This window comes from Streptomyces sp. NPDC004561 (assembly GCF_053602155.1).
On the sequence record NZ_JBSGDB010000501.1, the window covers coordinates 1 to 6,014 of the forward strand.

3 protein-coding genes and 1 pseudogene are annotated in these 6,014 nt (G+C 72.5%); 2 read left to right on the forward strand and 2 right to left on the reverse strand.

Annotated elements, in window-relative coordinates:
• Window positions 1–156: 156 nt before the first annotated feature.
• Window positions 157–615 (reverse strand): annotated as a pseudogene (locus tag ACWEN3_RS39025) (AfsR/SARP family transcriptional regulator); the annotation flags it as partial.
• Window positions 616–1,084: 469 nt separating this feature from the next.
• Here ACWEN3_RS39025 and ACWEN3_RS39030 point away from each other — a divergent pair.
• Window positions 1,085–1,441: a hypothetical protein gene (locus ACWEN3_RS39030; protein WP_452981251.1), complete on the forward strand. Its 357-nt coding sequence runs from the start codon at window positions 1,085–1,087 to the stop codon at window positions 1,439–1,441.
• Window positions 1,442–1,509: 68 nt separating this feature from the next.
• On the opposite strand, the gene ACWEN3_RS39035 is transcribed toward ACWEN3_RS39030, so the two are convergent.
• On the reverse strand, window positions 1,510–2,775 hold the full coding sequence (locus tag ACWEN3_RS39035; RefSeq protein ID WP_452981253.1) for a SpoIIE family protein phosphatase: 1,266 nt from the start codon (window positions 2,773–2,775) through the stop codon (window positions 1,510–1,512).
• Window positions 2,776–3,554: 779 nt separating this feature from the next.
• On the opposite strand from ACWEN3_RS39035, the gene ACWEN3_RS39040 reads away from it, so the two are divergent.
• Window positions 3,555–6,014: amino acid adenylation domain-containing protein (locus tag ACWEN3_RS39040; RefSeq protein ID WP_452981256.1), on the forward strand; the 2,460-nt coding region annotated here is incomplete at its 3' end.

Sequence of the window (6,014 nt, forward strand, 5' to 3'; positions counted from 1 at the left end):
CCACTGGGGGGTGTACCGCAGCGACGACGCGGGCGCCCACTGGACCGACATCGGCGAAGGACTGCCGTCCACGTTCGGCTTCGCGGCGGCCACGCCCCAGCGCTCGCGCTGACGGTCGGCGAACGGGCCGGGCACCCGCGCCAGAGGCCCGCCCTGCCACAGACCGAGGGCATCCTCGACGAGTCCGGCGGCCTCGGCGAGCCGCCCGGCGGCCCGAGCCGTCCCCGACCGCTCGGCCAGCTCCGCGGCCACCAGGGCGTCGACGGAACAGCCGGGCACGTCGAGGCGGTAGCCACCGCCCGCCGACACCAGGAACCGGGGTACGGCCGGGTCCGGCTCCAGGAGCCGCCGCAGCCGCCAGGCGTAGGTCCGCAGATTGGCGATCGCGCCGTCCGGCGGGTCGTCGCCCCAGACGTCGGTGACGAGGTCCCACATGGGTACGTCCGACCCGGGGCGGAGCAGCAGCTGCGCGAGCACTGCCTGCTGCTGTGGCGAGCCCGGTTTGATCTCCGCCGGGCGGTCGGCTCCGCCGCCGCCGCGGATGCGCAGCGGCCCGAGCACCGCGAACGCCAGTGCCCCCGAATCCCCACCATGCGCGATGTGCCGCACGGACACCCCCTATCACCCCTCGGCCGACGGTCTCTGGTGTCCGGCCGGATCAGCTACTGCCCGCGGCAGCGCGGCCGGCTGGTCAGACCGGCGCACCCTGCTGCGGGCCGATCACCTTATCGAACGGAGCTGCGAGTTCCGTTCGCCCTCCGGGGTTGTCGTCGCGTGTCGGCCACTCCCGCGGCCGACAACGCGCCACCGGGGGGTTCTTGGCGCGATCCGGGCGGTGCGGGGGCTCCCCTTACGTCGCCCAGGTGGCACCGTCGCCCGGGACGGGCCACCAGCGCAATCTCTGAGGGCCCCAGATACGTACACGTGAACGACATATGGTGCAAACCCGGTCAGGAGGTCACGTGCCATGCGTCTCTCAACAGCCACGATCATCCCCCTCTTGGCAGCCGGGGTGGCCTTCACGGGGGCGGCGCCTGCTATGGCAGATCCACAACCCGGCCCGACTCCGCCCATGACCGGCACCATGCCGCAACCCAACCCGACCCCGCCCATGACCGGCACCATGCCGCAACCCAACCCGACCCCGCCCACCACCGGCACCACGCCGCCACCCGGACCGCCTTCGGGACCCGGCAACGGGGGGCAGGGCGACCACGGCCAAGGCAACGGGTTCGGGTTCGGCGAGGTCCGGCCGGGCCACGGGTTCGGCGACCAGAACCACATCCACCACTTCCGGCTGAACCGGCATCACCTGTTCTGCTTCTTCGTGCACCGCCACGTGGTGATCCGGATCATCCGCTTGAATGACCATCGTGTGGTGATCGTCAAGACGATCGTCCCCGGCCACCTTGTGTGCCTCAACCCGTTCAGGGAGTTCTGAGGAAAATCTCAGTGTCGGAACCAGGACCTGAAAGACGTGCCGACCCGGTGCCCGCGAACGCGAGATGGTCACCGGGTCGGCGTCGGGTGCCTTCGATCCAGGCGGACGACGACCATGGCGATGTCGTCGTTGGCGCCGCTGGTGAGGCCGAGGCGGGCGAGGAGGGCGTCGGCAAGGTGTTCCGCGCCGAACTCGGCACAGGTGGCGAGCGTGGCGGTCAGCCGGCTCAGGCCGACGTCGATGTCCTCACCACGGCGTTCGATCAGCCCGTCGGTGTAGAGGACGAGCGTGTCGCCGGGGGCGTAGGTCGTCGTGGCCTGGGGGCGGGGAACGTGTTCCGGGCGGGCGCCCAGCGGTGGGTCGGTGGCCTGGTCGAGCAGCTCACTGGAGCCGTCCGGGTGCAGAAGGACGGGAGGGGGGTGGCCGGCGCTGCTGTAGATGAGCAAGTGGCTGTGGCAGTCGACGAGAACCTGGACGGCGGTGGCGGCCAGTGCCCCCTCGACCGAGCGGGCGTACAGGCCGAGGACCTCCAGCGCTTGGGCGGGGCCGTGGGCGGTGCGCGAGGCGGCGCTCAGGGCGCTCCGGAGCCTGCCCATGACGGTGGCGGCCATCAGCCCGTGGCCGACCACGTCGCCGACCGCGACGGTGAAGCGGTCCGCGGGCAGGTCGACCGCGTCGTACCAGTCGCCGCACACATTCAGTGATCCGGCGGCGGGCAGGTAGCGCACGGCGATGTCCTGGTGCCGGGCCAGGTCCGGGGAGTGGAGCATGGCTTCTTGCAGGGCGACGGCGATGTGCCGTTCACGGGCGTGGGCTTGTTGCAGTTCCTCGTTCAGCCGCTGCAGTTGCCGCGCCCGAGCGAACAGTTCGGCTTCCATGGCCGCTTCCCGGCCGGGGCGGACCGACGGCAGGTGCGCGGCGCGGCGGCCGCGGACGACCTCGGTCATGTCCTCGGACCGGTGGATGATCCAGGCGACTTTTCCGTCCGGGCCGAGGACGGGCACGTTGATCGCGGTCCACCACCGCTCCTTGAACGCCTCGGGGTTGCCGGCGACCGGGATGTCGTACTTCTGCAACGCCATGTGGTCCGTCTGGCCGGAGGACAGGACGCGGTGCAGTGAGTCCTTCAGCGTGGCCACCCCGCCGGCCTCCGGATCGACGGGGTTGTCCGGGAAGGCGTCGAAGAGGTACTGCCCGACCAGCTCGGCCTTGCTCCGTCCCGTCACCTCACAGAAGGCCGAGTTGGCATCATCGATCACCAGGTCCGTGCCGAGCACCAGGCACGGGCTCGGAAGGGCGGCGAACACCCCTGTGTAGTCGATCTCCGGAGTCACACGCTTTGCCTGCCAGTCGCTTCGCTTCTTAATCTACGAAAGGTCCGGCTCCCGCGCCCGCCGAGACTCGGTCGTGGGCGGCGGGGGGCGGCCCGCTGGGTTCCTCGGGGCGCCGTCCGTGCTGGGCCAGCCCTTGCCTGCGGCCATGACAGAGGTCCAGGCCGCACTCCTCGTGGGGCCTTCGAGTCGCTACTGGCCGGTAATCAGGGGTTCGTCGCGGGTGCCCCGGAGGACCCGAACCTGGACACCACCCCCGGTCACGCGCGATGACGCGCCCCTTGCCGGTGCCGCGCAGCGTGCCCGAATCAGCCGCGAGACCCCGTCCCTCGCCCCGCTGGACGCCCGGCCTCCACGGGTCGCCGAAACGGCACCTCCCGCGCTTTCGGATACCCCCGGCGACCGCGACGGAACGTTCGCCCGACGCCTTCGCCTCGACTGCCGCAGGCATCAACCCGGCGACTCCGGGGGCCAGTTCCGGGATTGTCGGCCATCCGCCGCACGGCCCCCTCGAGCGTGAGCGAGCAGTGAGGACCGCTGCTCAACAGGGGCCCTCTGCTGTTCCCGTGCGTGGCCGGAACCCGAACTAGCTCTGAGTGCCCATCACCTGACACTGTGTGAGACATGTCTCTTTCGGGCGAAGGTCGGCAGGTCAGCGGCCCGCGATCAGGCCCAGGCAGTCACCCGGACGGCCCTTCCGGGCGGTCGTCAGCAGGGGCGGGGCCTAGCGTCGTACTAATATTTCCGGCTTGTCACTCAGCAGGACCCGACGTGAGGACCCGATGGCAGCCATAGACGAGAGCAGCGCTCTCGGCCTGCTCGACGAAGAGATCCGCGCGCAGTTCGGCGACCGGGCGCGCTTCTCCGCGGGGCCGGCGGCCTCGGCGCGCACTCTGGTCGACATCTTCGACGCGACCGTGCGGTCGCATCCGGACGAGCCGGCACTGGACGACGGTACGGCGTGTCTCACCTACCGTGCGCTGGCCGGCGAGGTCGAGCGGCTCCGGCGGCGGCTCGCGGCCGCGGGGGTCGGGCTGGGCGACCGGGTCGGGGTGCGGGTGCCCTCGGGGACCAACGAGCTGTACGTCGCGATCCTCGCCGTCCTCGCCGCCGGTGCCGCCTATGTCCCCATCGACGCGGAGGACCCGGACGAGCGGGCCGAGCTGGTGTTCCGGGAGGCGGGGGTGCGGGCGGTCGTCGGTGCCGGCCAAGCCATCGCCGTAGAGAGCGTCGTCGGGGACGGCGCCTTGGCGCAGGACGGCCCCGCGCGGGGCGCCTCCGGTTCGGCCACGACGCGGCCCGGCGCCGGGAACGACGCCTGGATCATCTTCACCTCCGGTTCCACCGGCAAGCCCAAGGGCGTCGCCGTCACCCATCGCAGTGCCGCCGCCTTCGTGGACGCCGAGGCTGCCCTGTTCCTGACGGAGGAGCCCATCGGGCCGGGTGACCGGGTCATGGCCGGGCTCTCCGTCGCCTTCGACGCGTCCTGCGAGGAGATGTGGCTGGCCTGGCGGTACGGCGCCTGTCTGGTGCCCGTGCCCCGCTCCCAGGTCAGGAGCGGTGCCGATCTCGGACCCTGGCTCGTGGAGCAGGAGATCACGGTCGTGTCGACCGTGCCGACCCTGGCCGCGCTCTGGGAGCCCGAGGCGCTGGGCGACGTACGGCTGCTGATCTTCGGCGGTGAGGCCTGCCCGCCGGAGCTGGCGCAGCGGCTGGTCACCGAGGGGCGCGAGGTGTGGAACACCTACGGGCCGACCGAGGCGACGGTCGTGGCCTGCGCATCGCTGCTCACCGGCGAGGAGCCCATCAGGATCGGGTTGCCGCTGGGCGGCTGGGAGCTGGCCGTCGTCGACGGCGCCGGGGAGCCCGTGGCCATGGGCGACAGCGGGGAGCTGGTGATCGGCGGGGTCGGGCTCGCACGGTATCTCGACGCCGAGAAGGACGCGGAGAAGTACGCGCCACTCGTGTCGCTGGGCTGGGAGCGGGCCTACCGGAGCGGTGACCTGGTCAGGGCCGAGCCCGAGGGGCTGATCTTCCTGGGCCGGGCGGACGAGCAGATCAAGCTCGGCGGACGGCGGATCGAGCTCGGTGAGGTGGATGCCGCGCTGCAGGCCCTGCCCGGCGTCGCCGGTGCCGCGGCCGCCGTGCGGACCGCCCGCAGCGGCAATCAGCTGCTCGTGGGATACGTGGTCACGCAGGACGGCTGGGACCAGGCGGCCGCCGTCCAGAAGCTGCGGGCCGAGCTGCCCGCCGCGCTGGTGCCGTTGCTCGCGCCGGTGGCCGACCTGCCGACCCGTACGTCGGGGAAGGTGGACCGGGCCGCCCTGCCCTGGCCGCTGGAGGGGGTGGAGGCCCCGAAGGCCGAGCTGTACGGCACCGAGGCCTGGCTCGCCGAGCAGTGGACCGAGGTGCTCGGCATCCCGGTGGCCGGCGCCTCCGACGACTTCTTCGCGATCGGCGGCGGCAGCCTGGCCGCCGCCCAGCTGACCACCCGGCTGCGCACCCGCTACCCGAGCGCCGCCGTCCTCGACATCTACCAGCACCCCACGCTGCGCAAGCTGGCCCGGCGGCTGGAGGCCTCGGCACAGGACGACGGCGGGACCCGCACGATCGCGCCGGTCCCGGTCCGCGCCCAGCTGCTGCAGCTTCTGCTGCTGCTCCCGCTGGTCACGCTGCTGGGGCTGCGCTGGTCGGTGGCCCTGGCCGCCGTGGGGAACCTGCTGCCCGGCTACGGCTGGCTGCCGACCGCCCCCTGGTGGCTGCTCACGGCCGGTGCGCTGCTGTTCTTCACTCCGCCCGGCCGGATCGCGCTCGCGGCCGGCGGGGCCCGGCTGCTGCTGCGGAAGCTGCGGCCGGGGCGGTATCCGCGCGGCGGGAGCGTGCATCTGCGGCTGTGGACCGCCGAGCGGCTGGCCGAGTTCAGCGGGGCCACCGCGCTGACCGGCTCCTGGCTGGAACGCTACGCGCGGGCCCTGGGCGCCAAGGTCGGGCCGCAGGTTGACCTGCACTCGCTGCCACCGGTCACCGGGATGCTCAAACTGGGCCGGGGCGCGGCCGTCGAGTCCGAGGTCGACCTGTCCGGGTACTGGCTGGACGGCGACCGGCTGGAGATCGGCCCCGTCAAGGTCGGCGCCCATGCCACCGTCGGCACCCGCAGCATCCTCTTCCCGGGCGCCCGGATCGGCAAGCGGGCCGAGGTGGCACCGGGTTCCGCGGTCGCGGGGCAGGTTCCCACCGGTCAG

What these genes read in the sequence shown, in the direction of transcription:
- ACWEN3_RS39030 (WP_452981251.1), top strand. Translation starts at nt 1,085, where the DNA reads ATGCCGCAACCCAACCCGACCCCGCCCATGACCGGCACCATGCCGCAA.